Raw genomic sequence first — 26804 nt, 5'->3', positions numbered from 1 at the left:
TGCGGCCCAAATGAAAATTGACGATATCGATGCCTTTGTCGAAGTGATTCGTTGCCAGTCCATCAGCCACGCCGCCGAGTCGTTGCAACTGACCCAGCCGGCGATCACCCGTCGCGTGCAGAACTTCGAGCAGGCGCTGGGGGTGGAGTTGTTCGACCGCAACACCAAGCCGCTCAAGCCTACTTTGATCGGTACGCGGGTGTATGAACAGTGCCGTTCGATCCTGCGGGAGATGGACGCCCTGCGCGAACTGGTCGCCACCGACGCACCGCCCACCGGCCTGCTGCGGCTGGGCGTGCCGCAAACCATCGGCGACGTGGTGCTGCTGGATGCCCTCAAGCACCTGCGCAGCGAATACCCCGAGCTGCGGGCCCAGGTGGCCACCGGTTGGGGCAGCCAACTGGTGGGCAAGATCGAGCGCGGCGAACTGGACGCAGCGGCGGCGCTGTTCCCGGCGGGCAAGATCTTCCCGGACAACATCGTCGGCGAGTCCATCGGCAAGATGGAGCTGGTGGTGGTCTGCGCCAAGGCCCAGCTGCCGAAAAAGCCGTGCAAGCTGGCCGATGTGTACCAGAGCGGCTGGATCCTCAACCCGGATGGCTGTGGCTTCCGCGCCGGGCTGCAACGCACCTTGTCGGACCAGGGCCTGGCCTTGCGGGTCAACCTGGAGACCTTTGGCACCGAGCTGCAACTGGGCCTGGTGGCTGACGGCCTGGGCCTTGGCCTGGTGCCACGCCCGCTGCTGGAACGCAGTGCCCATCGCGATCAATTGGCAGCCATGCCGCTGAAGGATTTCAAGCCAGTGATGGACCTGTGGCTGATCTACCCGCACTTCCTTGGCAACCTGCAAGGGCCGGTGGATGCCTTTGGCAAGTTGGTGGCGACGTCGTTGCACAAGATCCGGAATGCGGCGTGATATGAAAAAAAATAATAATTAGCTTAGATTAAAATGTGCTTTTTATTATTTTTTGGCATCCCCTAGGCTTGCCTGGAAGTCCTTAAGGCCATCCAGGAAGTTTTGCCATGAGCAGCGTCACCTCGATCTCCAGTGTCTCGAACAACGTTCGCCAGCGGGTTACTCCGGAAGAGTGGGAGGTGCGCGTCAAGCTGGCGGCGGCCTATCGGCTGGCGGCCTTGTACAAGTGGACTGACCACATCTACACCCACTTCTCCGCCCGCGTGCCGGGGCCTGAGGAGCATTTTCTGATCAACGCCTATGGGCTGTTGTTCGATGAGATCAGCGCTTCCAACCTGGTCAAGGTGGACATCGACGGTACGATCGTCGATGACCCTACGGGCCTGGGTATCAACTACGCGGGCTACGTGATCCACAGCGCCATCCACGCCGCCCGCCACGACCTGCAAGCGGTGCTGCATACCCATACCCGCGACGGCATTGCGGTGTCGGCACAGAAGGACGGGTTGTTGCCGATCTCCCAGCACTCCATCGGTTTTTCCGGGCGCGTGGCGTATCACGGGTATGAAGGCGTGGCCCTTGACCTGGACGAGCGTGAGCGGCTGGTGGCGGACCTGGGGGACAAGAGTGTGATGATCCTGCGTAACCATGGGTTGCTGACGGCGGGGGTGAGTGTGGAGCATGCGTTTCAGCAACTGCAGGGGTTGGAGCGGGCGTGCAATATCCAGATCGCGGCGCAGGCGGGGGGGAATGCCGAGTTGATCTTTCCGCCGGCCGAGGTGGTGGCCAAGGTGGAGAAGCAGGCTGAGGTGTTCAAGAGCGGTGATGGGCCCGGCGTGGCGCGGCACTGGAATGCGCTGATTCGGCAGTTGGAGCGCAGCGATACCGACTACAAGAACTGATCGGTGCGGTGAGAGAGACTGCTCTCTCACCGCAGGTCGGGTCAGAAGCTGTACTTGGCGGTCACCGAGAAATTGCGCGGATCGCCATACACATCATACGGACTCCATGTGCTATTGCCGGCGATGCCCTGATAGTACTTTTTGTCGAACAGGTTGTTGACGTTCAGCCGGGTATCGAGGTGTTGATTGACCTTGTAGCCCACCATCAATCCCACCAGTGCATAGGCGTCCTGTTCGATATGGTAAGGGCCGAAACTGGAGTTGCTGCCCTTGTTGAACATGCTGCTCTGGCTATACAGGTTGGCGCCGACACGCCACTGATTCAGCTCCCCTGGCAGGGTGTACACGGTGTTCAACTTGAACATGTGGCGTGGCAGGTCGGTGTCGAACAGACGGCCTTCCTTGGTGCGGTCGGCGTCCTTGCGGTACTTGGCCTGGGCGAAGGTGTAGCCGGCGCCTACTTGCCAATCAGGGGTCAGGGCGCCGATCAGTTCCAGGTCGATACCCTGACTGCGGACCTTGCCGGCGGCTTCGTAGCAGTACACACCGTCGTTGCTGCGCGCGCACTGGGACTGGTTGTCGAGCAAGGCCGCGCGGTTTTCCTGGTCGATCTGGAAGAGCGCGGCACTGGCATTGAGCGCGCCGCCGAAGTATTCACCCTTGATACCTATTTCGTAGTTCTTGCCCTCGATCGGCTTGATTACCGAGTTGTCGTTGGCGATCTCGCTTTGCGGCATGAAGATGTCGGTGTAGCTGGCGTAGACCGAGTGGTGCTCGTCCAGTTCATAGATCACACCCGCGTAGCGCGTCAGGTTGCGGGTGACCTTGTACTGGCTGTTGGTGTAGTAACCGTCATTGATCTGGTTGTAGATCGAGGTGGTGTCATACCAGTCCAGGCGCGCGCCGAGGATGACTTTCAGCGGGTCGGTGATGCTCCAGCGGGTGGTGATGTAGAGACCTTCCTGGTCGACTTTTTCATTCAGGTCGTAGCTGTCCGGCACAGTGGGCTTGGGTACGCTGCGGGGGCTGAAGTTGATGATGTCGGCCACTGGAATGAACATGTTGCCGCCCTTGCCGCTGGTCTTGAGTTGGCGCTTGCTGGCACCCACCACCAGTTCATGCTGGCGCCCCAGCAGGCTGAACGGCCCGCTGGCGTAGGCGTCATAAGTGGACTGATCGTAGTTGCGGGTCTGGTTGAACACCCGTTGCTGATAGGCGCCGTAGTGTTCCAGTACGGCACCGGTCAGCGCGAAGTCAGACCAGTTCTTTGACGCGGCCAGGTGCAGGCGCCAGTCATTGTCGAAACGATGATCCAGCTCGGCAAATACGGTTTTGTTGTCGATGTCCTGGTGGCTCCAGCTGTATCCAAAGGTCTTGGAGCGCGAAAAATTGGCATGGCTGCCGTCGCTGTTGACCGGTAACCCACCCCAGTTGATGTTGTTGTTATCGTTTTGGTCCGACGCTCCAAGCGTCAGGGTGGTGCTGTCGCTCAGGTCGAACTCGCTGATGCCGTAGAACACCCCCCGTTCGCGGCCGGCGTAATCCTGGAAGCTGTCCTTGTCCTGATACGCCCCGACAAACCGTCCACGCACGCTGGCGCTGTCGTTGAGAGGGCCGGACACGTCCAGCTCGGAGCGGTAATTGTCCCAACTGCCGGCGCTGCCCGTGACGCTGGCCTGGAACTCCCGCGTCGGTCGCTTGCGCACCATGTTGATGGCCGCGGACGGGTTGCCTGCACCTTGCATCAGCCCGGTGGCGCCGCGCACGATTTCCACGTGGTCGTAGGGCGCCATGTCGGCAGCGGCTACCCAGTCGGCGTTGTAAGTGGTGGGCAATCCGTCGAACATCAGGTTGTTGATGGGGAAACCGCGGGAGAAATACTCACTGTTGGCCGGCCGTGCTGCGGACATGCGCAGCCCTGGGGTGGCTTGCACCACATCGTCGAGGCTGCGCATGCCTTGGTCGTCCATGCGTTGACGGGTGATGACGGTCACCGACTGCGGCGTTTCACGCAGCGACAGCGGCAGCTTGGTGGCGGTCTGCATCGAGCCGGTGGCGTAGGAACCGGTATTTTCCGTGGTAGCACCCAGCCCCGTGGCATTGATATTGGTGGCACCGAGCTCCAGGGCACCCTTGCTTTCGGCCTGGGGCACCAGTACATAGCTGCCGTTGGTTTGCAGCGCGGCGGTGTAACCGCTGCCCGCCAGAATCCGCGCAAAGCCTTGGGCTACTGTGTAGGCACCCTCGAGGCCCGGGCTGTTTTTGCCGGCGGTCAGGCTCGCGTTGGCGGAAACCGCAATGGATGCTTGCAATCCGAACTGGCCCAGCACCAGGTCCAGCGGCCCTGCGCCGACCGCGAAGTGGATCTGCCTGTCCGCCGTTTGCGCCAGGGCGACCGGTGCGAGCACGCTTTGCGCAAGTACCGCACCGCTGAACAGGACCAGGCTGAGGGTTGATGCACAGCGATGATTGCTGCTGCGTGGGCGAGGGGCGGAGCGGTCGTTCATGGCAGGTTTCCGGAGTCAGGAGGAGGGCTTTCCCGCCACTGCAATGAGCGGGATTCGCCCATAAGCCAAACGAGAATGAAAAACCTGCCGCTTTTTTCAGTTTATTTTCACGACAGGCTCATCGCGTGGTGAGGGTGACCCAATAACGGGTGCGCTGTTGTACCTTCACCGGCAGGCTTTGTTCGAGCATTGCGAAGATCTGCCCAGGGTTGTTCAGCGGGTAAGAGCCGCTCAGTCGCAAGTCCGCGACTGCCGGTTCACAGCGCAAAATACCGGGCAGATAGCGGGTCAGCTCCTGCGCGAAATCCGCAAGTCGCATGCGTTCGGCCACGATGAATCCGTCGATCCATGCCGTTTCGTTCAGGCTGGCCGGTTGTGCCGGGTAGACGCGAGTGCTGCTGATCCAGGCCTGTGAGTGGGCGTCTACCACCAGCGCCTCGCCCCCTGCCTTGAGGCTCGCCGCGACCCGGCCGCTGCTGACGGCGACCCGGGTTCCGCGGCCATCGTCTTCGCGGCGCACAGTGAAGCGCGTGCCCAACGGTTGCAGGCGCGCTTCGGCCGTGTACACCAACAAGGGGCGCCGGGCGGGGTCGCTGGCGGTGAGGATGTCGACTTCGCCTTGACGCAGGGTCAGGCGGCGTTCCTGGGCATCGTATTGCGCATCCAGCAGCGTTCGTGTGTTAAGCCAGATTTGTGTGCCGTCGCTCAGGGTGTGGTGGCGGCGTTCGCCGGTGGCGGTGTGGTAGTCGGCCAAGGCGCTTTGAATCCAAAAGCTGTCGCTGGCCTGCCAGGCGGTACCGCCCAACAAGCCGGCACCCAACAGGATTTTCAGCACCTGGCGACGATCACGCTCCAGGGTTCGGGTCTGTTGCAAGGTCTGGCGTGCCAGCGGAGTGCTCAGTTGCTGGCTGCGCCGTTGCAACTGCTGGGTGAGGGTAGTGAAGCGTTGCCAGGCGCGTTCGTGTTGGGGATCGGCCTGGCGCCACTGTTGCAACTGTTCCTGCTGCTGCGGGCTGATCTCACCCGATTGCGCCAGGGTGAACCAGGCGACAGCCTGGTCACGCACGGATTCGGGGATGGGGTGTTCCTGAAGATCCTGAACCGACACGGCGCTTACTCGAACTGGCTGGCGTAGCACAGCGTGAATGCCTTGCTCATGGACTTTTGCACCTTGTCGACACTCAGGCCCAACTGGCTGCCGATCTGCTTGTAGGTCAGCCCGTCGAGCTGCGACAGCAGGAAGATTTCGCGCATGCCGGCGGGCATTCCGTGCAGCAGTTCATCGACTTCCACCAGAGTTTCGATCAGCAGGTATTTGTCTTCCGGCGATATCTCCAGCGCTTGTGGTTGCTCGGCCAACACGTGTTGGTAAGCGCGCTCCACGGCCTGGCGGCGCCAGCGGTTGATCAGGAGGCTGTTGGCGATGGTGGCGAGGTAGGCCAAGGGCTGGCGCAACTCATTGACCGGACGCCGCGCACCGATGATTCGCACGAAGGTGTCCTGGGCAAGATCATCGGCATCGGCGGTTTCGTGCAGACGTTTGCGCAACCAGTTTTTCAACCACCCACTGTGTTCAAGGTAGAGGTGTTCGACGTCCTGTTCGAAACTGCTGCGGTTGTTCATGGAGTGCAGGTGCCAGCTAGTGATTGATAATTATTCTCAACTTTAGCGTGGCGAGAGGGTTGGATGCAATCAGCGATTTTCTCTGCGGGAGCTGCGTGGGCAGCTCCCGCAGGTGGTGTCAGGCGACTTTTTCAGCCGCCTGCCGCTCCCGTTCAGCCACCAACTGGCGGGTCAGCGGAATCAGCCGCTTCCCATAGTCAATCGCATCATCAAGCGGATCAAACCCACGAATCAAAAAGGTCGTAATACCCAGATCGTAATAGTCGAGCAGAGCTTCAGCCACCTGATCAGCCGTGCCCACCAGCGACGTCGAATTCCCCTGGGCCCCCAGCAACCCGGCAATCCCGGTCCACAACCGCTTATCCAGACGTGACCCCTGGGCCGCCGCCGCCAACAACCGACGCGACCCCTCATTCGGCGGTTCACGCTTCACAAACCCATTCTTCTCAGCCAACGCCGTCGCCTGCTCCAGGATGCGATCCGCACGCTCCCACGCCAGCGCTTCCGTCTCCGCCAGGATCGGCCGCAACGACAAACTGAAGCGAACCGTACGCCCATGTTTGGCTGCCTCAGCGCGCACCTGAGAGACCACTTCCTTCACCTGCTCGTAGGTCTCACCCCACAGCGCATACACATCCGCATGCTTGCCCGCCACCGCAATGGCGGCCGCTGAAGACCCGCCAAAATACAGCGGAATATGCGGCTGCTGCGGCGACTTCACCGTGGAAAACGCACCCTCGTACTGGTAGTAAGTGCCGTGATGGTCGAAGGGTTTTTCACTGGTCCATTCCTGGCGCACCACGCTCAAGTATTCGTCGGTGCGCGCATAGCGCTCGTCCTTGTCGATATGGCTGCCGTCGGCCCGCAGTTCACGGTCATCGCCGCCGGTGATGATGTGCACGGCGGTGCGTCCACCGTTGAACACATCCAGCGTGGCGAATTGCCGGGCGGCGAGGGTGGGTTGGGCAAACCCTGGTCGATGGGCAATCAGGAACTTCAATTTGCGGGTCACGCTGGCCGCGTGGGCGGCGATCAAGGTGCTGTCCGGGCTGTTGGAGTGGAAGGCCACCAGGGCACGGTCGAAGCCGGCCTCTTCGTGGGCGCGGGCCACGGTTTCCACGTAGTCGGGTTGCAAGGTCGGGCCGCTGCGAGGGTGGATCTCCGAGGCGTGGTGGCCGCCGATATAGCCGATAAATTCGATGCTCATGGTCAGTCCTTGTTGAGGGCAGGAATAAAGCTGGTATCGAAAATAGGGGCAGTGCCCGGGCCTGTAAAATGCCGATTGGTTCTATCCTAATTATAAAAATACAGAATCATATTTTTGTATAGTTATCAGTAATGCGCATTTTAATCGCATTAGGTTATTCCCAAATAGAATTTCACTGAGGTTTTTTATGCGAATAGCATGAAACCGCAGCGGCGCTCCTGGCCGTGTTCTTGATGAGGAAGGAAGCCCGATGACTGAAAAGTCCCTTAACGCCAGTTCGTTTTCCGTCGACAAGGCCGAGGGTCACGCCGGGGTTGCATCCCGGTTGACTCCGCGCTGGCTGCGCAACTGGCGCACCCCCGACGTGCTGCTGCGCCTGGTCAGCCCGATTGTGTTGCTGCTGCTGTGGGAGCTGGCCTCCGAGCTGGGCTTTATCCCGGCGCGGGTCATCGCCGCGCCGTCGCAGATTGGCGGCACCTTGTGGGCAATGATCGTCTCCGGCGAGTTGGGCAAGCACTTGCTGGTGTCGCTGCAACGGGCACTGCTGGGCTTGAGCATCGGTGTGAGTATCGGGGTGGTGGCGGCGCTGATCACCGGGCTGTCCAAGCGTGGCGAGGTGATCCTCGACTCACCGATGCAGATGCTGCGTACCATCCCGTCCCTGGCGCTGGTGCCGTTGTTCATCCTCTGGTTCGGCATCGGCGAGTTCACCAAGATCGCGCTGATTGTCACCGGCACCACCTTTCCCGTTTACCTCAATCTGTTCGCCGGCATCCGCAACATCGACCCCAAATTGATCGAGGCCGCCAACACCCTTGGCCTCAATCGTCGCGAGCTGATCTGGCATGTGATCCTGCCGGGCTCGTTGCCGTCGTTTTTTGTCGGCCTGCGCTATTCCCTGGGCATCTCGTGGCTGGCCCTGGTGTTCGTCGAGCAAATCAACACCACCGCCGGCATCGGCTACCTGGCCAGTGATGCGCGCGACTTCATGCGCACCGACGTGATCGTGATCTGCCTGCTGATCTACAGCGTGCTGGGCCTGCTGATCGATGGCTTGATCCGCACCCTGGAACGTTTTGCCCTGGCCTGGCGCCCATCGTTTGTGAGGAACTGACATGTCGACTCTCGAAGCTTCAGCAGCACCGGTGCAGTTGCGTAATGTGGTGCGCCAGTTCGGCCAGCAGCGGGTCATTGATGGCCTGGACCTGGATATCGCCCCCGGGGAGTTTGTCGCGCTGCTGGGCGCCAGCGGTTCCGGCAAGACCACCTTGCTGCGCAGCCTCGCGGGCCTGGACAGTATCGACAGCGGCCAACTGCGCGTGCCCAAGGCTCGGGCGGCGGTGTTCCAGGAACCGCGGCTGATGCCGTGGAAGCGCGCCTGGAAAAACGTGATCCTCGGCCTGCGGGTGCCCGACGCCAAGGCCCGGGCGGTGCAGGCCTTGACGGAAGTCGGGCTGGCCCATCGGCTGGAGGCGTACCCCGCAACGCTGTCCGGCGGTGAGGCCCAGCGCGTGGCATTGGCCCGTGGCCTGGTGCGCGAGCCCAAGTTGCTGTTGCTGGACGAACCCTTCGCCGCCCTGGATGCGCTGACCCGCATCAAGATGCATCGCCTGATCATCGAACTCTGGCGCAAACACACGCCGGCGGTGTTGCTGGTGACCCACGACGTCGACGAAGCGATCCTGCTGGCCGACCGTGTGATCGTGCTGGCGGACGGCAAGATTGCCGAACAACTGAGCATCGATCTGCCCCGCGCACGGGACACCGGGCAGGACGGTTTCCAGGCGATCCGTGCACGCTTGCTGAGCCTGCTGGGCGTGGAGGTGGACGCCCCGGCCGCACAGCCCGCCAGCGCCACCGTGCGGCGGTTTGCCCATGGCTGAGTTCAGAACGGTTTTGCTGCTGGCAGCGGCGCTAGTGATGGGCGGCTGCGACAAAGCCGCCGAAGCCCCTGAGTCCGCTTCGGCGTTGTCCGGCGTGACCTTGATCCTCGGTGACCAGGCCAAGGGCTTGCGCACCGTGGTGGAGGCCTCTCACGCCCTGGACGGTATCGACTACAAGGTGCAGTGGGCCAACTTCCAGGGCGCCGCGCCGCTGTTCGAAGCGTTGCGCGCCGGCGCCGTAGACCTCGGCCCGGCGGGTGATACGCCGGTGTTGGCGGCCGCGACCGGGGGCACGCCATTGCGTATTGTCGCCGTGCGTCGCAGCCAGGCACGGAGCATTGCGATCCTGGTGCCGCCCGATTCACCGATCCACAGTGTGGCAGACCTGAAAGGCCTCAATGTGGTGGTCTCGTCCGCCCGTGGCAGCATTTCCCAGTACCTGTTGATCCGCGCCCTGGAGAATGCGGGCGTGGATGAAAAGGACGTCAACGTCGGCTTCGTCCTGCCCACCGATGCGTTGCCCGCGTTCAATGCCGGCAAGATCGAAGCCTGGGCTACCTTCGGGGTGTATCAGGCGTTCGCCGAGCAAAAGGGCGCGCGGGTGCTGATCAGCGGGGAGGGCATCAACACCGGCCTGACCTTTATCACCGCCTCCGATGAGGTGCTGGCCGACCCGCTCAAGCGCAAGGCGTTGAGTGACGTCCTGCAGCGTTTTGCCAAGGCCTTCGAGTGGGCGCAGCAGAACCCCGAGGAATACGCGCGGGTGTTTGCCAAGGTCAACGATATCCCGCTGGAGGTTTCACAGTTGCTGCGCAAATGGGGTGATGAGTCGCTGTTGCCGGTCGAGGAACGGGACATACAGGCGTTGCAGCAGGTGGATGATTTGTTTGTGGAAAAGAAGATTTTCCCGCACCGGGTAGAGGTTCAGGCATTGACCGATACCGAGGTATTTTCGCCGCAATCGTTGGCTGCCGCGCCCTGAAGTCGTTGTGTTTTGCCCGGGTCTGAGGTCTCATGGGCCCGGGAAAACTTGCGGGTAGGGAACAGCACGTGATACGGGAAGAACTTGCGCAATACGGCGGTATCACCGTCATGATTCCGGCCGCCGTGGTGATCGCCGTCTGGCTCTGGTATTCCCGGCCCCAGGCGGTCAAGTGGTGGCTGATGACGATCGCGTGCACCTATTCCATCGTGGCGTTCAGCAAATTGCTGTTCAAGGGCTGGGGCGTGTCGCTCCAACACCTTGATATTGCCGTGCTCAGTGGTCACGCCATGAATACCTCGCTGATGGTGCCTGTGGCAATGAGCCTGGTGGCGCGCCGCATCAATCCCGATTGGCGCTGGCCCGCGGCTATCGCCGGAATGTTGGTCACCGGCTGGTTCAGTGCGTATTGCGTCGCCCCCTATATTCATCCGCTCAACGAGGCGCTGGCCGGTGGCTTTTTGGGCGGGATGGCGGCGCTGGCGTTTCTATGGCGCCTTGAGGTGGTTGAGGTGCGGGTTTCCCCGTCGTTGATCGGTGGGGGAATGGTGATTCTGTTGTTAAGTGCGATGGTGCCCAAGTACAACGCCGAGAAGCTGCTCAACCATGTGGCCGTCGCCGTTTCCGGGGCCGACCAGGCCCATCAGGAACCTTCCTGGCGGGCCGCTCCCACACCGTTGAACGCCGAGTAAGTGGCCAGGTCCATGGCCATGTTGCTTTCCACCAGCAGCCCCAGCAGCATCGTCTGAGAGTTGAAGCGCCGGGCATCGCCACGGCGCTGAGCACGCTTCATCTGCTTGAACAGCGTATCGGTAATGTCCAGCGGCGAGTTGCCGCGCAAATGATCCAGCCAGCGGGACATGACCTGGGTGTTGCGCGCATAGTGCTCGGTCGGTAGGTGTTCGTTGGGCGCCAGGCCCACAAAACCTTCAAAGGCGGTGGTTAGCCCCTTCAGGGCATAGGCACGTTTCAAATCCCCATAAATGCTCATGGTCGCTCCTCGGTGCAGGAGATATTGGCCAGTAATTCGGCGGTCTTGACCTGCATGAAATGGCTGTCGCCGCGGCTTTCCACGCACAGGCAAACGGACAGGGGATTACTCACCTGTAACTTGAAGCGCCAGTCGGCGAACACCATTGAAAGCCCGGCACCGGATTCATCGCTGTCCAGCGAATGGCTGGCGTATAACACCTGCATGCGTTCTACAACGGTGGTTGAACTATTAACGTTGACGTGGATGTTTCCCGAAGAAGGAAACAGGCCGATACGCTCTACCAATAGCTTTGAACTTTTCATGGCTGTTCCTCGCTGTTTATTCAGGTATTACTCTATTCTGAAGAGGCGAAAAAGTAAGGCGATGTTATTTTTAGTCTGTTAGTAAGTTGATGGTTATTTTTTGTCTGTTTAGCGGGATATCAGCAAGTTTCCTTAACTCGGCTGACGTCGGTGAAAGGCAAACTGATGCGCTGTTCCCGTTGCAGGAAGTTCATCAGCAATACCACCCGTTGTTCACCGTCCATGGCCAGGAAGACCGCCTCCAGTTCGGCAAACGGGCCTTCATGGATACGCACGCTTTCGCCCGGCTTCAGCAGGGTGGCCACCACGGCCTGATGGTCGCGCTCCTGGAGTTCGTCCACCAGCGCATCGCTGATGGGCAGCGGGTGCGCGCCGAACCCGACGACCCGCGACACGCCACGGGTCGAACGCAGTGAGCTCCAGCTGTCCTGCAGGCTCATTTGAATAAACAGGTACCCGGGAAACAGTGATTCGCGGGTGGTCCTTCGCTGGCCCTTCAACAGCCGTTCGCGTTTATAGGTAGACCGAAAGCAGGTATAGCCCTGGCGCTGCAGATGCTCCTCGGCGCGTTCATCCTGCCGGGATTTGCACTGGACCAGATACCAGGCCTTATTGGCATTTGCGCTCATGGGGCGTCCCTCTGTCTATATAAAACGATATGGCATGGTTGTTTAATTTAAAGCCGATGAACGCTGCAAAGTCACGAATGTTATAAATTGTCTGGTTGGTCGTACATAAAGCCGGGTGCTGTTATTTTTCGTCCAAAGATAATTTTGGGTGAGGTCAAAGTTCCGTGGTACTAAATACTGCCGTGAAGTTACTAGTTGTTTCATGGGTAATGGATGCCCCGGGGAATATCGCCTTGTTTAAAAGAGTGTTGATTGTCTGTATTGGCAATATTTGCCGTAGTCCCACCGCGGAAAGTCTTTTGCGTGGCGCACTCGCGCGCTCCGATATCAAGGTCAGTTCTGCAGGTATTGCCGCGTTGGTCGGCAAGCCGATTGAAACCACCGCGCGTGCGGTACTCGAAGCCCATGGCCATCCAGCCGACGAGCACCAGGCCACCCAACTGGCGCCACAGGCGATCAGCGACGCCGACCTGATCCTGGTGATGGAACGACAGCACATCAGTGCCGTACTCAGCATGGCTCCCGAGGCACGAGGCAAGGTCTTGCTGCTGGGGAAATGGCAAAACGAGCGAGAGATCAGCGACCCCTACCGTCAAGGGAAAGCTGCTTTTGTGCACGCGTATGCGTTGATCGAAGAAGCCGTAAACGCATGGGCGCAGCGTCTCGCACGCTGATCGCCACTACTTTTTGAATCGAAATAAGGCTAAGAATCCGACTTATGCAGCAAGCGCCAGCAGTCACCGCACGGGAAGACGAAAACGAGGAGATCGATCTCCTCGGTCTGTTTGGAACACTGATCGACCACAAGTGGTTGATCGCCGCGGTTACCGGCGCCTTTATGGTGACGGGCGCCGCGTATGCGGTGTTGGCGACCCCGGTCTACCAGGCGAACGCCCTGTTGCAGGTCGAGGCGAAAAAGAACGACTTGCTGGGCTTCTCGGACATTGGCGGCATGCTGGGCAAGGAGTCTCCCTCGGCCACCGAGATCGAGCTGATCCAGTCCCGCTACGTGATTGGCAAGACCGTCGATAACCTGAAACTCGATATCGTCGTGCAGCCGATGTACTTCCCGCTGATCGGTGAATTCCTCGCGCGCCGCTTCCAGAAGAGCAATCCCGGTGCACTCGCCGAGCCGTTGCTGGGCCTGGACAGTTTCGCCTGGGGCGGCGAGTCGCTGAAGATCTTCAAGCTGGATTTGCCTGACGGGCAACTGGGCAAGAAGTTGACCCTGACCGTGGGTGACAACGCGCATTACACCCTGGTGGATGAAGATGACCAGGTGCTGGCAGCCGGTGAGGTCGGGCAGCCGTTCGAGCAAAATGGCGTCGCGTTTCAGATTGAAGAGCTGCGGGCCAAACCCGGCACCCGTTTCCGGGTGATCCGTAATGCGCGCCTGACCAGCATCCTCGACTACCAGGAGAACCTGGATGTGGTCGAGCGTGGCAAAGAGTCGGGCATGATCGGGCTGGCGCTGGAAAGCACCGACCCGGACCAGGCGATCAAGATCCTCAATCAGATCGCGGCCATTTATGTGCGGCAAAACGTCGAGCGCACCTCGGCTGAAGCGGCGCAAAGCCTGGCGTTTCTCAAGGAGCAACTGCCGGAGGTCAAGAAGGACCTGGAGAAAGCCGGCAAGGCCTTGAATGAATACCAGACCCGCAGCAAGTCGGTGGACATCACCCTCGAGACCAAGGCCATCCTCGACCAGATCGTGGGGCTCGATACCAGTATCTCCGAGCTGAAGCTGCAGCAGGCCGAGATGGACCGCAAGTTCACCCGCCAGCATCCCGCGTATCGCGCGTTGCTGACCCAGATCGGCGAGTTGACCAGCAAGCAGCAAAGCCTGGCGAGCCGGGTAGAGAGCCTGCCTTCCACCCAGCAGGAACTGCTGAGCCTGACCCGGGACGTCGAGGTGGGTACGGCGATTTATACCCAACTGCTCAACAAGTCCCAGGAGCTCGACGTGATGCGTGCGGGCACCGTGGGTAACGTGCGCCTGATCGACACCGCCGACGTCAATTACCTCAAGCCGATCAAGCCGAAAAAGATCCTGATCGTGCTGATCGCGACCCTGCTGGGCGGCTTCCTCGCGGTGGCGCTGGTGCTGCTGCGCAAGGCGCTGAACCGGGGCCTGGAAAGCCCGGAAGCCATCGAGCAACTGGGCTTGCCGGTGTATGCGTCGATTCCCTACAGCACGTTGCAAAAGGTCGAGGAAGACAAAATCACCCGGGGGCGTGGGCGTACCGATGCGGGGTCTTCATTGCTGGCCATCAGTCACCCCACGGACCTGGCGGTGGAGGCCTTGCGCAGTTTGCGCACCAGCCTGCACTTCGCAATGCTTGAGGCGCCGAATAACCGGATCATGATCTCGGGCCCGAGCCCCGAGGTGGGTAAAACCTTCGTCTCGGTCAACCTGGCGGCGGTCATCGCTCAAACCGGGCAGCGCGTACTGTTGATTGACGTGGATATGCGCCGGGGCTACCTGCACAAGGTGTTGGGTGTGTCCGCCAAGGATGGGCTGTCCGACATCCTCTCCAATCAATGCACGCTGGAAACCGCCATTCACAACACCGGCATTGAAAACCTCGACCTCATCAGCCGCGGGCAGATACCGCCCAATCCTTCTGAGTTGCTGATGCATCGCAACCTGACTGAGCTGTTGTCCCAGGTCAGCGAAAGGTACGACCTGGTGATCCTCGATACGCCACCTCTCCTGGCCGTGACCGACGCGGCGATTGTGGGACGGCAATCGGGGACCAACCTGATCGTCACGCGCTACGGCTTGAACCCGGCCAAGGAAATCGAACACACCATGCGCCGGTTTGCCCAGAACGGCATCGTGCTGAGGGGCGCCATTTTCAACGGGGTCGAGAAGAAAGCCTCCGCCAAATATGGCTACGGCAACTACGGGTATTACCAGTACGAGTACCAGGCTGATCGAAGCTGATTCCAGTCGTTACGCACCATCGTCCCAGGAAGTTTCAGCAGGATAGACGTCACGTTTTCAGGAAATGAACGAAAAATCCTGGGGCGGTAGCGTGCCAAATTCAAATCAGCATAAAGAATACCCAGCCATGTTTTACCTGTTATCCCTTATCGCGCTGTCAGCGGGTTTGCTTGCCGTCAAAAGCCCAAAGCACTCAATCGTGCTGTTTGGGGTGATGCTGTCGGTGATTCCTACCGGCAACTCCTACAGCGAAATAATCTCGCTCAAGGGCATCTTCTTCTTTGACTTCTACATCGTGGGCGGGCTGGGTGCGTTGCTGATCAGGCAGGTGCTGACGCAGAAGAGCCAACTGACGGCGCCGGGCGCGCTGCTTTTTGGCTGCGGACTGTATGTGGTGTTACTCGCCTTTGGCCTGCTGGAGTCCTCGAACAAGTACCTGCTCAAGGATGTTCGGCCTTTCATCATGATCCTGTCGTTTATCGTGCTGGCGAATATCGCGACCCTCGCCGCGAAAACCCTGAAGCTGAAAACGGTGCTGATGCTGTTGATCGCGATGAGCGCATTCAATGTGCTGGACATCGCGTGGCTACGGTTGGGGCTGTACAAGTTTCAGGACGTCTATTACGAAGAAAACGCCTATCGATACCTGGATGGGGGCACCTACGCAGCCGTTGCCTACCTGATCTATTACTTCATCGATCCACGCCTGTTTGACCAGCAAAAAAAGCTCGCACGCCTCTGCCTGGCGAGCTCGCTTATCTGTTTGTTTATCGCCAACTCGCGGTTCATTTTTGTGTCGGTGTTTGCGGCGATCATCATTCACCAATACCAAAAGCCTGCGCGCATGATCGGTGTCGCCCTGGCAGGGGCGGTGGTGCTGATGGCGTTTATCGGCATCAGCACTATGATCGGTGCCGATCGAATCAATGACGGCTTGTCGTCTGAAGGCATGGCCGCGCAACTGGCCACGCGCTTCAGCCCCGCGTTGGAGTTGATCCGGGGCATGAACCCCATGCATTACTTTGTGGGGTTGGGAGCAGGGACGCCGTTCGAGATTCCCTGGTTTGAATACCGTGGCCTGGATGACAAGAACTCGAATATCGACAGTGCCTACCTGACCTACTTTGTTAAGTACGGGCTGATCGGGTTGTACCTGTTGTATGTCTTCATCACCTCGATTACCCAGCATATGAACAGCCGGGTGGCGGTCTCGATCGGCATCTTCCTGGGGGTGATGTTCATCGTGTCGGCCACGCCTTATCAGCCGTACGCCATCGGCATCGCGTATGGCGCCATTGTCCTGCGGGTGTGTGCCGAACACACCGCCAGGCAACGCAAAAAAATCCTCAACCCTCGCCAGCCGCTGATAACCACGCCCCTGCAGGTGAATGCCGGATGAACAGCACACTGTTGAAAAAATTCGTGTCCAGTACGGCATGGAGCTTCATTTCCGCCGTCGCCACGAAAGTGTCGGTGGTGATCACCGGCATCCTGGTTGCGCGTGTATTGGGCGCGCAATCGTTTGGCGAGTACGGCCTGATCCAGAGCGCGATTGTGATGCTGGCCAACGTCGCCGCCCAGGCCACCACCACGGCGACGGCCAAGCACATTGGGCAGTTCAAGGACACCAGCCCCGAGAAGACCGGCAGGGGCATCGCGCTGACGCTGATTTTCTCGGTTTTTTTCAGCGGGATGATCATCGGGACAGCGCTGTTTTTCCCGGATTTCTTCTCCAGCGTCATCCTGGGCACAGACAGCCTGAACGCGGCGTCGCTGATCGTGTTGTGCACCATCACGCTGATTATTTTGTCGGGCTGGACCCAGGGCTGCCTGACCGGCTGGGGGCAATACCGCTCGATTGCGACGATCAACGGAATCATCGCCATCGTTGCGATCCCGGCCACGTACGGCCTGACCATCCAGTTCAGGCTCAACGGCGCGCTGCTGGGGTTGGCCGGCTCTCAATTGCTGATTGTGTTTTTCAGCGCGCTGGCGTGCTGGAAAATACTGAAGGCGCAGAACACCACGCTGAGTTTCAAGGGCGCGATTGCTGAAAAGCACGCGGTGCTTTCGGTTGGCCTGCCGGTGTTGTTGACCGGGTTGATGGTCGCGCCGATGAACTGGTTCGCGAACAAGTTATTGGCGCAAACCACTAACGGACTTGCCGCCCTCGGCATGTACGCCGCCGCCATGCAATGGAACGCGATCTTTTCCCATGTTTCCGTGGTACTGGGCTCGGTACTGGTGCCGATGCTGGCCGCCGCGCTGGGCGGCAAGAATCGCAAGTTGGACGCCTTGAACTTTCTGTCGGGCTGGTTAGTGGTGTTGGTGATTATCCAGCCGGTGATCATGTTTCCCGAGTTATTGGCGAAGCTCTACGGGAGCAGTTTCCTGGGGCGTGATTTTGAAGTGACGTTGGTGCTGGTGATTCTTGGCTCGCTGCTCAGTGCCTTCAAGTCCGGCATTTCAAGAAAGATGATCGTGATGAACCTCGCCTGGTTCAGCGTCATGAGCAACGTGCTGTGGGGCCTGTTATTCATCGCCGGGGCGTTCTGGCTGCGGGAAGAGGGCGCCGTCGGGATTGCCAAGGCGTTCATTGGTTCCCAGTTCATCCACTTCCTGCTCGGCCTGCCTTATTTCGTCTACAAGAAAATACTCCCTTTGGAGTTGCTGGTTTCTCCCAGGATATTGATCTTGTGGACATTGCCTTTTGTCAGTTTTATCTCAAGTGCCTACGTTGAAAGTATGGTCTATCGATTGATGATACTGGCGTTGATATTTATCTACATTCTCGCAACAACGTTCGCTTTGAATACCGTGTTTAACGACCCCGTGGAAAATGGAAGCCCAGCATGAATGTCAGCAAAGTATATATCCGGGGGGCATACGGTCCTGGTAATTTGGGTGATGACGTATTAATGCTCTGCGTTATCAATATTCTGAAAAAACGCTTTAAAGAATCGGATATTGCCGTGGGTGTCGATCATCCGGAGATCGCCCGGAACTTCAACCCGCGTATCAAGTGGCTGCACATCAAGGAGCCGGTCAAGGCCGACCTGGTGGTGCTGGGGGGCGGGGGCCAGTTCTTCTCGTTCATCCCGCCGGCCAAAGCCGCCACCGCCCGTCAGGGCATCGTGGCGAAGCTGCACAAAAGCCTCAAGGCGCAAACCGACCTGAAGTCCACACTTCTGCGTTTGTATGTAGGCATGCGCGGCGGTGTCGACAGGATCTATTTCCACCGTCGCCTGGCGGCGTTCTGTATCGGCCTGGGCCCGTTTGATGGCGGTGGCAAGTTGCTCGACCGCGCGGTCAGCGTGATCAATCGCTGCGACTACATCTCCGTGCGGGACGGCACCAGCCAGCAGCATTGCAACACCTTCGGCAAGACCGATGTCGAGGTGTACACCGACCCGAGCCTGCTTTCCGACCTGTGGATCTCCAGCAAAGACCTGGAAATCGGCAGCCTGAAGAAGGGCAAGTACCTGTCCTTTATCCTGCGCGACTGGCCCCACGACGCGAACGGGCAGCAGTTCATCAAGGCGATGGTGCAGGCCGCTGAAGAGCTGGCCAAGCGCGGCGAGCAGGTGCGCCTGGTCTCGCTCTACAAAGAGCGGGACCAGCACCTGATCGACAAGTACCACCGGTTCGAATGGTTGTGCTGGGACGCGGCTGGCGACACCCCGGAAACGTTCATGGCGAAATTGATTGTCGAGTCCGACGTGATCATCAGCGCCCGTGCACACGGCGTGCTGCTGCCGGCTTCCCTCGGGTTTCCCACCATCGCCGTTGCCATCGAAAACAAGCTGAAGAAAGTCCATGAAATGTTGCCTCAAGGCACCCGGTTGGTCAGCACCCCGGACGCTGAGGTGATCATGTCGACCATCAGCGAGTTCAGGCAATCCAAAACGCAGATGGCCGAGCACCTCAAGCAGGAGATCGCGCAGCGGTCGTCCCTGGCACAAAAAGCGGTCGACGACTTTTTGAAGTGGGTCGATGAAAAATAGAGTTGAGGGGCAACCGACGTGAAAAAGACAGCCTCGACGCTACTCACTTTGGCGTTCGCTTTGCAGATGGCTGCGAGCGGCGCATCAGAGACTAACGACCGTTGTGAGCAACCCATCAAAAACATCTATCCGTCACTGCCGGATGTGTCGCAGATGCTCAAAGGTCCGCAGGCGCAGAACAGCATTAAGGGCAGCGCCAATCTGACGAACAAGGCCTATAGCCAGAAGATCAAGGACATCGCCGTGCACTTTCCGGCCGGCTCGTACGACCCGGGTTCGATGGTGCGCCTGGGTTTGCCCTATGGCGGCATTGAGTTCAAGTCGCCGCTCCCGCAACCCGGCCGCGAATGCCTGGTGCTGACCTATGAGTTGAAGTTCGACAAGAACTTCAACTTTGTAAAAGGCGGGAAGCTTCCAGGCCTCTATGGCGGTACAGCCAATACCGGCGGGAAAATACCTAACGGCCATGATGGTTTTTCCACGCGCTACATATGGAAAGAAAAGGGCGCCGGCGCCATTTATGCCTATCTGCCCACCAGTAAAACCTGGGGAACGGCTGTAGGCCTGGGTTCCTGGATGTTTACGGTCGGGCAATGGCATACGTTGGAGCAACTGGTGAAGTTGAATACGCCGGGGGAGGCCGACGGCGTGATCTCCATTTGGTACGACAAAAAACTGGTGCACACCGAAACCGGGCTGACGTTTAGAGACACCCGGGATATCACCATCGATGGTTTGCTGTTTTCGACGTTCTTCGGTGGGAATAACCCGTCGTTCGCCACGCCGGTCAGTACCAATATCCGCTTCCGGAATTTTGTGATGAGTTCGCAGCGCGTGACGGATACAGCAGGGCAGGGTGAGTAGATGAAGAACCTGAAACTGAATATCAAGAAGGCCGCCCTTGCCTTGTTCAACACGCTGCTCAGCCTCGCCTTGTTTTTCAACCTGCGACGTTCACTCCTGCGGGCCACCGGGTGCCAGGTGGGCGCAAACACCACGGTTCACCGCAAGGTGGTTTTCTTCTCGTTCGGCAACTGCGCGATCGGCAAGAACTGCACGATCAATTACGGCTGCTACCTGGATAACCGCGCGGGTATCCGCATTGGCGACAACGTCAATATTTCCCACAACACCCGGATTTATACCCTGGGCCACGACATCGATGACCCGATGAGTTGCCTGGTGGGAAAACCCGTGGTGATCGAAGACGACGCCTGGATCTTTCCCAATGTGATGGTGATGCCCGGCGTCACCATCGGGAAAGGCGCGGTGGTGTATCCCGGCAGTGTGGTGACGCGCAGCGTTGAAGCCTATTCGATCGTGGGCGGCAACCCGGCCAAACCGATTCGCTTTCGAAATAAAAACATTCTGTACCGCGCCGACTTTCCTGTCTGGTTTGCCTTGTAAAGCACCCCGCGTGCCCACCCTTATTTATGCAGGATTCTTAAGTGAAATCATTAATGATTGCATGGATTGGCTATCAACGACGCGCCGATACCATGAAGCAATATTGGGCGTATGACATTCTGCATCTGCCCAACCGGTTCAAGAAAAAGTCTGCACGGCCACTGGACTATTTGATCAAGTCGTTCAAAACCCTCAAGACGCTGTTGGTCGGTTCGCCCGAAGTGCTTTGGGTGCAACTGCCACCGAGCCCGGTCTTGCATATAGCGCTGGCCTACAAGTGTGTATTTAACCGGCGCCTGAAGATTATTGCCGACGCCCACAACAGCCTGTTGCGCAAACAATGGATCGGCTTCCCGGGAACCGTGGCCCTGCTGAATCGCATTGATGCGGTGGTCGTGCACAACTTCAAAGTCAAAGAAGAATTGGCAAGCCTGGGCGTCAAGGAAGCCAGGCTTTTTATTCTGGAAGACTTGCCGTGCGACTTTCCGGTGCCGCCCGCCAGTGAGCGCGAAACACCCTATGTGCTGTTTCCCTGTTCGTTTGATATCGATGAGCCGATCGAGGTTGTGATCAACGCCGCCAGGGAAATGCCCGGTGTCGACTTCCTGATCACCGGCAAGCACCAGGGCAAGCTCTCCGAGGAACTCGTGGCGTCACTGCCCGGCAACATCAAGCTGACCGGCTTCCTCAGCAAGGCGACCTTCGAGCAGTTGCTGTGCCACGCAAATGTGGTGCTCGGCCTGACCACCCGCGACAACGTGCAGTTGAGCGTGGCCAACGAAGCGGTCAGTGCCGGCAGGCCGATGGCGCTTTCAAACACCACGGTGCTGCGCTCGTTGTTTTCCGAGGCGGCGGTGTTCGTGGACACGATGGACCCACTGTCCATAAAGGCCGGTGTTTCCCAACTCATCGCCCATCAAGAAACCTATAAAGAAAAGTCAGCCTTGCTGAAAGCCAAGCGGATAAGCCGTTGGGAAGGGCAGGCTCAATTGTTGAAAACTGCCGCAGCTATTTAATGATGTTTATTAGTTCTGACAGGAAGGGAACCGTCATGAGTCAATCAAGTGATGTTTTGTTGATTTGTTCTGGAGGTGGGCACTGGGTGCAAATGAGTAAGTTGCTCCCGGCCTTCGACGGTCAAAAAGTTACCATTGCCACCGTCGATATCAGCATTGGCTCGCAGTATCCATTGCATAAGTTTTCGCAAGTCCCGGACTTTAACCGCAGTGAGCCCATGAAGATCATCAAGGGGTTTTGCCAGATCTTCGCGATCGTCTACCGCAGTAAAGCCAAATACGTTATCTCCACCGGTGCCGCTCCCGGTCTGCTGGGGTTGATCGCCGGAAAACTCATGGGCAAAAAGACCCTGTGGATCGACAGCATCGCCAACCCCAAGAAACTCTCTTTGTCTGGCCGTATCGCTGTTTACTTTGTCGATGAGTTGCTGACCCAGTGGCCCACGCTTTCGCAAAACAGCCGGGCCCAATATAAAGGGAGGATTGTATAAATGATTTTTTGCAGCGTTGGCACTCAAGCACCGTTTGAAAGAATGCTCGGCTACTTGAATGAATGGAGCCATGCAAACCCCCAGGTCCCGATTGTGGCGCAGGTCGGCAACAACGAAAACGACCTGGGCCGCATTACAGCGTACAAGACCATTGCCGAGCCGCTCTTTTCCAAGAACTTCAACGCCTCGAAAGTGATTGTTTCCCATGCGGGCATGGGCAATATCATTCGTTCCCTCGAACTGGGCAAACCCATCGTTATCGTCCCGCGCGATAGCCGACGCGGTGAACATATCAATAATCATCAGTTCGACACCGCCGAGAATTTTTCAGACCTGCCGTCTGTGTTTATCGCCCACGATAAAGACGCTTTCTTTTCGGCGATTGATTCGGCCCTTAACTACAGCAGCGCAGAAAGTACATTGGACTTTACCGAAAGAGATCGTTTGATCAGTTATGTAAAGGCGTTCGCCTCTTAAGTTCCGACTGTTTGTCAATACGCTCTTATTGCCTTTAATCATCGAGTAATCGCTATGATCCCAGTTATATTGTCTGGCGGCTCAGGCACGCGCCTGTGGCCGCTTTCAAGAGCACTTAAGCCAAAGCAGTTTATTGCCCTGCACGGTGACTTGAGTTTGTTTCAGGCCACGTTGGAGCGAATCAAGAACCTGTGCATAGAGGGCGAGAACGTCCGCCCTCCAATCATTGTGTGTAACGAAGAACACCGGTTCATCGTGGCCGAACAAAGCCGATCGCTGGACGTGATTCCGCAGAAAATCCTCCTGGAACCCACCGCCCGAAATACCGCCCCGGCGATTGCGGCCGCGACGCTTTCGGCGCTGGCGGACGGGGACGATCCGATCCTGCTGGTGCTGGCGGCAGACCATGTCATCGGCGATACCGACGCCTTCAACGCAGCGTTGACGTCGGCCACGGCGGAAGTCAACAAGGGCAAGATCGTCACCTTCGGCGTGGTGCCCACCAAGCCGGAGACCGGCTACGGCTATATCCGTACTCAAGCGGCTGCGGTCGACGGCGCGGCGCACGTCGAGGCCTTTGTCGAAAAGCCTGACCTTGCGACCGCACAAGGCTACCTGGCCCAGGGTAACTACTTCTGGAACAGCGGCATGTTCATGTTCCGTGCCTCTGTCATGAAGGCTGAGCTGGAGCGCCTGAGCCCGGACATCGTGGTGGCCGCCGAACTGTCCCTCTCCAACGCGGCGCATGACCAGGATTTCACCCGGCTCAACCAGGTGGATTTCGTGAACGCGCCCAACGTGTCGATTGATTACGCGGTGATGGAAAAAACCGATATCGCCTCGGTGGTCATCCTCAACTCCCCGTGGAGTGACCTGGGCGCCTGGGATTCGGTGTGGGAAGCGGGCGCCAAGGATGTCCATCAGAACTGCACCCAGGGTGACGTGTTGCTGCAAGACGTCACCCACAGCTATGTGCACGCCAGCCACCGGCTGGTCACGGTGGCAGGGATCAGCGATGTGGTGGTGGTCGAGACCGCCGACGCGGTCCTCGTGACCACCAAGGACCATGCCCAGGACGTCAAGAAGATCGTCACCGAGCTGACTGAAAAGCACCGGATCGAAAGCGCGAGCCACCGCGAAGTCTATCGGCCGTGGGGCAAGTATGACTCGGTGGACCAGGGCTACCGCTACCAGGTGAAGCGCATCACGGTGAAGCCGGGGCACAAGCTGTCTGTGCAGCTTCACCACCATCGGGCCGAGCACTGGATCGTGGTCTCCGGCACGGCCAATGTGCAGATCGCCGACAAGCAGGTGCTGCTCACCGAGAACCAGTCCACCTACATCCCGATCGGCGTTGTGCACTCCCTCGAAAACCCGGGACGCATCCCGCTGGAGCTGATTGAAGTGCAATCAGGTTCCTACCTCGGCGAAGACGACATCATCCGCTTTGAAGACCGCTATGGCCGCCTCGAGCTTGTTTAAAGGAGTATTGAAATGAATGTAACTGTATTTGGAATCGGCTATGTGGGTCTGGTGCAGGCGGCGGTATTGGCTGACGCGGGGCATGAAGTCTGTTGTGTCGACATCGACGCCACGAAAGTCGAGAACCTCAAGAGCGGCATTATCCCGATCTACGAGCCTGGGTTAAGCGCGCTCGTCCAGAAGAACCATGATGCCGGCCGCCTGCATTTCACCACCGATGCCGCCCAGGGCGTGCGTCACGGCGAGGTGCAGTTCATCGCCGTGGGCACGCCGCCGGATGACGACGGCAGCGCCGACATCAAGTACGTGCTCTCCGTGGCGGCGACCATTGCCCTCAACATGACCGAGCCGAAGATCATCGTGAACAAGTCCACAGTGCCGGTGGGCACGGCGGACAAAGTCCGGGCGAAAGTGTCCGAGGTGCTGAAGTCCCGAGGGCTTGAGGTGGAGTTTCACGTCATCTCGAACCCCGAGTTCCTCAAGGAAGGTTCGGCGGTCGCGGACTGCACGCGTCCCGACCGAATCATCATCGGCAGTGACAGCAGCTACGCCGTGGACCGCATGCGGGAGCTGTATGAGCCCTTCAACCGCAACCACGAAAAAATCATCACGATGGACATCCGCAGTGCGGAGCTGACCAAGTACGCAGCCAACTGCCTGTTGGCCACCAAGATTTCGTTCATGAACGAAATGGCCAACTTTGCCGAACGCCTGGGCGCCGACATTGAAGCCGTGCGTAAAGGCATTGGTTCCGACCCGCGAATCGGCTACGACTTTATCTACCCCGGCTGCGGCTATGGCGGCTCGTGCTTCCCGAAAGACGTGCAAGCCCTGGAGCGCACCGCGTCGTCGATCGGCTACCAGGCAACCCTGTTGTCGGCTGTCGAGGAAGTCAACAAGCGCCAGAAGCAGCACCTGTTCGGGCATATCCACCATCACTTCGGTGGGCAACTGGAAGGCAAGACCTTTGCGATCTGGGGCCTGGCCTTCAAGCCCAATACCGATGACATGCGCGAAGCCTCCAGCCGCGTATTGATCGAACAGTTGCGCAGCGTAGGGGCCAGGATTCAGGCGTTCGACCCGGAAGCCATGGCGGAAACCCAGCGCATCTACGGCATGAACGAAGACTTGCTGCTGATGGGCACCAAGGAAGCCGCGTTGCAGGGTGCCGATGCGTTGGTGATCGTGACCGAGTGGCGCGAGTTCAAAGCCCCGGACCTGGACTTTATAAAAGAAAAACTGAGTACGCCGGTGATCTTTGACGGCCGGAATATATTTGATCCGCACCGCATGAAAGCCAATGGTTTCGAGTATTACGGTATCGGTCGCGGATTATCAGTGCGGCCAATCATTTGAACCTGACGATTATTAACATTGGTGGTTTGCCGTATCCACAAGTGAGATGATTCCTGAGAGGCTAATTGCGTGATCCGGCAGGATCTATATGCAGTTTTCATGGCCTGTTTTATCTCCGTTCCATCACTACTCCCTTATTGCAAAGTTGTATAAGGGGTAAATATCGAGAAGGAGTCTGATATGAAGCAATTACTGTTGGCTGGCTTGCTGGCTTTCACAAGTACTGCGGCACTGGCGGCGGGTGAAGTCGCCGGCGCAGCGGTGAGCGAGACGGCCAGCGCAGGCGAGTCCCTGTCGTTGAGCACCCCGGTCGTGGGCGGCGTGACGCTCGGTGAAACCGTGGGGGTCGGCACGGCTGTTGTCGGCGCTGCGGCGGCTGCTTCCAACTCGGGCGGCAGTTCCAATGGCGGTACTTCCGGCACCGGCGGCACAACCGGCACAGGTGGTACCACCGGTACCAACTAATTAACCCGCAATGTGTGTTGTTCAAGATCACTCAGAACTTTCTGGGTGATCTTTTTTAGACTCGCCCTCGACTAGCGTAGTGCCATTATGATTCGTAGGTTACCTGTTCTTTTGCTGGCAAGTATCAGCTTGCACGGCTGCATGTTTTCGCCTGGTCAACACATGGACACCGGTCAAATGTCCAGTGAGGGTTCTCTCGAAAGTACCCGGGTGGAGTTGATTCCCATCACCCCCAAATTGATCGCCATGAATGCCGCCACGCAAGTACGCGAATCGGTGCCCTCGGAATTATTGTCTTATGTTCCGGGTGGCTATCGCGTAGGCGCCAATGACCTGTTGTTTATTACGGTCTGGGATCACCCTGAGTTGACGGCGCCGTCGGGGCCGCAACAGCAGATTGATGCCAACGGGCGCCTGGTTCGCCCGGACGGCACGCTGTTTTATCCGTATATCGGTAACGTCCCGGTGGCCGGTAAAACCATCGAAGAGCTGCGCGCCTATATCTCCGGACGCCTGGCGCAATTTATTGAAAGCCCTCAGGTTGACGTCAGCGTGCTGCGGTTTGCCAGCCAGACGGTGGTGGTGACCGGTGCGGTGGTGAAAGCCGGCCAGCAGCCGATCACCACCACGCCACTGAGCGCTGTGGAGGCCATTGGCGCCGCCGGTGTCGACCCGACGAATGCCGACCTGTCGGGCCTGACCCTGACCCGCGACGGCCGCGAGTACAGGCTCGACCTGGACAGCCTCAATCGCCAGGGCTCGCAACTGCAGGGCATCTACCTCAAGGGCGGCGACCGGTTGTACTTGCCCTATAACGACCAGAAACGCGTGTACCTCATGGGTGAAGTCAATCAGCCCCGGGCGCTGAGTTTCAAGGGCAAGTCGATCAACCTGACCGATGCCCTGGGCACGGCTGGGGGCTTGAACCAGACCACTTCCAATGGCAATGCGGTGTACGTGATTCGCGGCGTGGACAACCTGGAAGCCGAACCGGCCAAGGTGTTCCAGCTCGATGCCCAGTCACCTTCGGCGCTGGTGCTCGCCACGCGCTTTGACTTGCAGCCCCAAGACATCGTGTACGTTGGGCCTGCCGGCGTGACGCGCTGGAACCGCTTGATCAGCCAACTGCTGCCTACCGCCACTGCCATTGGGCTGGGTGCCAGATCGGCCAATGACCTCAGTGAAGTCAACAGCAGATAAGGCGCTATCCCGTG

Annotated in this window: 27 protein-coding genes; 20 read left to right on the top strand and 7 right to left on the bottom strand. The window is 58.8% G+C overall.

Annotated elements, in window-relative coordinates:
- Positions 1–10: 10 nt before the first annotated feature.
- Positions 11–916, top strand: a complete 906-nt coding sequence (locus HKK54_RS30265) for a LysR family transcriptional regulator (RefSeq protein ID WP_010171952.1) — start codon at positions 11–13, stop codon at positions 914–916.
- Positions 917–1023: 107 nt separating this feature from the next.
- Entirely contained in the window at positions 1024–1818 is a 795-nt protein-coding gene (locus HKK54_RS30260; RefSeq protein ID WP_010171950.1) for a class II aldolase/adducin family protein, read from the top strand.
- Between the two features lie 41 nt (positions 1819–1859).
- Here HKK54_RS30260 and HKK54_RS30255 read toward each other — a convergent pair whose 3' ends face one another.
- The 4 genes from HKK54_RS30255 to HKK54_RS30240 all read right to left on the bottom strand — a co-directional run bounded on the left by HKK54_RS30255 (position 1860) and on the right by HKK54_RS30240 (position 7155).
- Positions 1860–4325: a TonB-dependent siderophore receptor gene (locus tag HKK54_RS30255; protein WP_169388858.1), complete on the bottom strand. Its 2466-nt coding sequence runs from the start codon at positions 4323–4325 to the stop codon at positions 1860–1862.
- A 118-nt stretch (positions 4326–4443) separates the two neighbouring features.
- Positions 4444–5433 carry a FecR domain-containing protein gene (locus HKK54_RS30250; protein WP_237151028.1) on the bottom strand — a complete coding sequence of 330 codons (990 nt, stop codon included), beginning with the start codon at positions 5431–5433 and terminating at the stop codon, positions 4444–4446.
- 5 nt (positions 5434–5438) lie between these two features.
- Positions 5439–5948, bottom strand: a complete 510-nt coding sequence (locus HKK54_RS30245) for a sigma-70 family RNA polymerase sigma factor (protein WP_010171944.1) — start codon at positions 5946–5948, stop codon at positions 5439–5441.
- A gap of 118 nt (positions 5949–6066) precedes the next feature.
- Complete coding sequence (locus HKK54_RS30240; protein WP_010171942.1) at positions 6067–7155, bottom strand: LLM class flavin-dependent oxidoreductase; 1089 nt, start codon at positions 7153–7155, stop codon at positions 6067–6069.
- 250 nt (positions 7156–7405) lie between these two features.
- Here HKK54_RS30240 and HKK54_RS30235 point away from each other — a divergent pair, with 250 nt between their 5' ends.
- The 4 genes from HKK54_RS30235 to HKK54_RS30220 all read left to right on the top strand — a co-directional run bounded on the left by HKK54_RS30235 (position 7406) and on the right by HKK54_RS30220 (position 10712).
- On the top strand, positions 7406–8269 hold the full coding sequence (locus tag HKK54_RS30235; protein WP_169388857.1) for an ABC transporter permease: 864 nt from the start codon (positions 7406–7408) through the stop codon (positions 8267–8269).
- A gap of 1 nt (position 8270) precedes the next feature.
- Positions 8271–9038, top strand: coding sequence for an ABC transporter ATP-binding protein (locus tag HKK54_RS30230; protein ID WP_169388856.1), 768 nt, complete (start codon positions 8271–8273; stop codon positions 9036–9038).
- Positions 9031–10020, top strand: a complete 990-nt coding sequence (locus HKK54_RS30225) for an ABC transporter substrate-binding protein (RefSeq protein ID WP_178121009.1) — start codon at positions 9031–9033, stop codon at positions 10018–10020. The genes HKK54_RS30230 and HKK54_RS30225 overlap by 8 nt, the downstream gene beginning before the upstream one ends.
- Positions 10021–10088: 68 nt before the next feature.
- Complete coding sequence (locus HKK54_RS30220; RefSeq protein ID WP_010171934.1) at positions 10089–10712, top strand: hypothetical protein; 624 nt, start codon at positions 10089–10091, stop codon at positions 10710–10712.
- Here HKK54_RS30220 and HKK54_RS30215 read toward each other — a convergent pair.
- The 3 genes from HKK54_RS30215 to rfaH form a co-directional block, all read right to left on the bottom strand.
- Positions 10664–11011, bottom strand: coding sequence for a hypothetical protein (locus HKK54_RS30215; RefSeq protein WP_010171933.1), 348 nt, complete (start codon positions 11009–11011; stop codon positions 10664–10666). The two genes, HKK54_RS30220 and HKK54_RS30215, sit on opposite strands and share 49 nt — an antisense overlap.
- Positions 11008–11316: a phosphomannomutase gene (locus tag HKK54_RS30210; protein ID WP_237151027.1), complete on the bottom strand. Its 309-nt coding sequence runs from the start codon at positions 11314–11316 to the stop codon at positions 11008–11010. Before HKK54_RS30210 ends, HKK54_RS30215 begins: the two co-directional genes overlap by 4 nt.
- A gap of 119 nt (positions 11317–11435) precedes the next feature.
- Entirely contained in the window at positions 11436–11945 is a 510-nt protein-coding gene (gene rfaH, locus HKK54_RS30205; protein WP_169388854.1) for a transcription/translation regulatory transformer protein RfaH, read from the bottom strand.
- Between the two features lie 233 nt (positions 11946–12178).
- On the opposite strand from rfaH, the gene HKK54_RS30200 reads away from it, so the two are divergent.
- From HKK54_RS30200 to HKK54_RS30135, 14 genes are all read left to right on the top strand, one after another.
- On the top strand, positions 12179–12619 hold the full coding sequence (locus HKK54_RS30200; protein ID WP_169389399.1) for a low molecular weight protein-tyrosine-phosphatase: 441 nt from the start codon (positions 12179–12181) through the stop codon (positions 12617–12619).
- Between the two features lie 44 nt (positions 12620–12663).
- On the top strand, positions 12664–14892 hold the full coding sequence (locus HKK54_RS30195; RefSeq protein WP_169388853.1) for a polysaccharide biosynthesis tyrosine autokinase: 2229 nt from the start codon (positions 12664–12666) through the stop codon (positions 14890–14892).
- Between the two features lie 127 nt (positions 14893–15019).
- Positions 15020–16291, top strand: coding sequence for a DUF6369 family protein (locus tag HKK54_RS30190; RefSeq protein ID WP_169388852.1), 1272 nt, complete (start codon positions 15020–15022; stop codon positions 16289–16291).
- Positions 16288–17748: an oligosaccharide flippase family protein gene (locus tag HKK54_RS30185; RefSeq protein ID WP_169388851.1), complete on the top strand. Its 1461-nt coding sequence runs from the start codon at positions 16288–16290 to the stop codon at positions 17746–17748. Before HKK54_RS30190 ends, HKK54_RS30185 begins: the two co-directional genes overlap by 4 nt.
- Entirely contained in the window at positions 17745–18896 is a 1152-nt protein-coding gene (locus tag HKK54_RS30180; RefSeq protein ID WP_169388850.1) for a polysaccharide pyruvyl transferase family protein, read from the top strand. The genes HKK54_RS30185 and HKK54_RS30180 overlap by 4 nt, the downstream gene beginning before the upstream one ends.
- 18 nt (positions 18897–18914) lie before the next feature.
- A complete protein-coding gene (locus HKK54_RS30175) occupies positions 18915–19760 on the top strand; it encodes a polysaccharide lyase (protein ID WP_237151025.1) in 846 nt (281 codons plus the stop codon).
- Positions 19761–20303: an acyltransferase gene (locus HKK54_RS30170; protein WP_169388849.1), complete on the top strand. Its 543-nt coding sequence runs from the start codon at positions 19761–19763 to the stop codon at positions 20301–20303.
- 53 nt (positions 20304–20356) lie between these two features.
- The gene (locus HKK54_RS30165; protein WP_010171920.1) at positions 20357–21319 is read left to right on the top strand and encodes a glycosyltransferase family 1 protein; all 963 of its coding nucleotides are present in this window, start codon (positions 20357–20359) and stop codon (positions 21317–21319) included.
- 35 nt (positions 21320–21354) lie between these two features.
- Positions 21355–21810, top strand: coding sequence for a polysaccharide biosynthesis protein (locus HKK54_RS30160; protein ID WP_237151024.1), 456 nt, complete (start codon positions 21355–21357; stop codon positions 21808–21810).
- Complete coding sequence (locus HKK54_RS30155; RefSeq protein WP_010171917.1) at positions 21811–22287, top strand: glycosyltransferase; 477 nt, start codon at positions 21811–21813, stop codon at positions 22285–22287. It begins immediately after the preceding gene.
- A gap of 54 nt (positions 22288–22341) precedes the next feature.
- A complete protein-coding gene (locus HKK54_RS30150) occupies positions 22342–23769 on the top strand; it encodes a mannose-1-phosphate guanylyltransferase/mannose-6-phosphate isomerase (RefSeq protein ID WP_029615960.1) in 1428 nt (475 codons plus the stop codon).
- Positions 23770–23781: 12 nt separating this feature from the next.
- Complete coding sequence (locus tag HKK54_RS30145; RefSeq protein ID WP_010171913.1) at positions 23782–25125, top strand: UDP-glucose dehydrogenase family protein; 1344 nt, start codon at positions 23782–23784, stop codon at positions 25123–25125.
- A 180-nt stretch (positions 25126–25305) separates the two neighbouring features.
- The gene (locus HKK54_RS30140) at positions 25306–25590 is read left to right on the top strand and encodes a hypothetical protein (protein ID WP_169388848.1); all 285 of its coding nucleotides are present in this window, start codon (positions 25306–25308) and stop codon (positions 25588–25590) included.
- A gap of 87 nt (positions 25591–25677) precedes the next feature.
- Complete coding sequence (locus HKK54_RS30135; RefSeq protein ID WP_141629517.1) at positions 25678–26790, top strand: polysaccharide export protein; 1113 nt, start codon at positions 25678–25680, stop codon at positions 26788–26790.
- Positions 26791–26804: the final 14 nt, after the last annotated feature.

It is taken from the genome of Pseudomonas sp. ADAK13, from assembly GCF_012935715.1.
Lineage (GTDB): Bacteria > Pseudomonadota > Gammaproteobacteria > Pseudomonadales > Pseudomonadaceae > Aquipseudomonas.
Note: the sequence above shows the minus strand (reverse complement) of the source record. Positions and strands in the feature narration are given on the sequence as shown.